At 22.0% G+C, this 1,802-nt stretch carries 1 pseudogene; it reads left to right on the top strand.

The features are described 5' to 3' along the window. Positions 1 to 15 precede the first annotated feature (15 nt). Positions 16 to 1,802, top strand: a pseudogene (locus AJ886_RS00430) (DUF2972 domain-containing protein); the annotation flags it as partial.

The raw sequence follows: 1,802 nt of genomic DNA, 5'->3' as shown, positions 1-1,802 counted from the left end.
TAAAGGAGAAACCCCATGTTTAACCCAAACTCAGCTATAGAAAGAGTAAAAAATCATCTTGCTTATAAACTAGGTCAAGTTATGATTGATTTCACAAACAATGGGGGGGGTATATAGCATTATTTAAAAAACTTTATAAAATTAAAAAACAACACAAAAAAGAACAAAGAATTTACCAACAAACTATACAAGTTTTTCCTCAACTCAAATATCCAAGTTTAGAAACATGCAGTGATTATGAGCAAGCTTTAAGATATAAATTTCATTTGTCCTATATGCTAGGTGAAGTTTTAATCAAAGCTGATAAAACCTGGTATAAAGGAAGTGGATTTAAACTAAAAAATGATATTAAAAAAGCTAAAAAAGAATTTCAAATTTTTAGAGAAATTTTTAAAGAATTTAATCAGATTGACTCTAGCATCCTTGAAGGTTGGATAGATAATAAACAATTATTTTTAAAAAAAATTCTAAGAATAAAAAATATATTAAAAATTCATCAAGATTATAAAGCAATATTAGATAATATCTTTCGCAATTTTAATTATTTTATACAAAATTTCGATCTTATAGAAGAATGGTTATTATCAGATGATTTCAAAGAAAGATACAAAAAAGAAAATCATCCTTACCCTTCTTTACTTGATCCTAAGAAACTAAATGATGAAAATGAAAAAATCAATTATCATAACATACCTGCTGAACTTGCATGGGATATGAATTTACCTTTACCTGATGGATATAAGTTTGTGTTTATAAGATTTAGTTTATCTGGTGGTGCAGCAATGTTTTCTTTTTTTGATAAATGTAAAGTTGATACATGCGTGTCGAGTGTAAAATTAAATTTTATTAAAAATTTAACATATAAAGATATATATAATAAATTCAAATGCATTAAAGACGATTATTGTATCAGTATTTTTGATGATATAGCATGTAAAACCATTGAAAGATCTAAATTATTATATTTTATAAAGAATGATAAAAAAATTTTAATACTTGTTAGAGACCCTATAGAAAGATTAAAACACGCTATTAATCATGGAGATTATAAATATGACCACCAAAGATTTAATGAAAACATAGATACTAGAAAATCTATAGAAGATGAAATAAATAGATCATTTTATTTTTTTGATGATAAAAATTGTAATTTTTATGATTTTGTAAAAAGTTGTATAACTTGGCCTACATATAATTATAAAAAAATCATAAATCCTATTTTAAATACAAATGAAATTTTATACTTAGATATGAAAGAAATTATGCCAGATAAGGCTTTTGATACAATGTTAGAATTATCTAAAATTTTAAATTTTTATCCTCCAAAGTTAAAAGATAAAGATTTTTTTCAAGGAATAAAAAATAGTGATTATAGGTTTCATATACCTGTTTCATTATGTTTTTATAAAAATAATCATATTTTCTTTAAAATATATGTATGTTTAAAAAGTAATGATAGTAAAAGTTTAATAAATATTAATAAAAAATTAATAAAAGTTAATCATATATTGCTAAGAGATCTTTCTTTTTTAATAAATCAAGAAGATATTCATAAAATAGATAAATATTATAAACACATAATTACGCAATATCAGATAAATTTTTTAAATATTTTAGAAAAAAAAATAAAATATATTCAAAAAAATAAAATAACAGCCGAACAAGTTTTAGTTTATCTTCATAAAAATATTGAATTAAAAAAAATATTAAAACAAATTTTAGATGAAGAATTAATCCACATCAAACAACATCGTCCAGATATAGTAGCTTCTTGGAAGTATTATCAAGAATTTGAAAAAATG

This window comes from Campylobacter sp. BCW_6465, from assembly GCF_001762815.1.
In the GTDB taxonomy this organism is placed as follows: domain Bacteria; phylum Campylobacterota; class Campylobacteria; order Campylobacterales; family Campylobacteraceae; genus Campylobacter_D; species Campylobacter_D jejuni.
The sequence above is the reverse complement of the archived record's forward strand: the minus strand, read 5'-3'. Positions and strand labels throughout refer to the sequence as shown.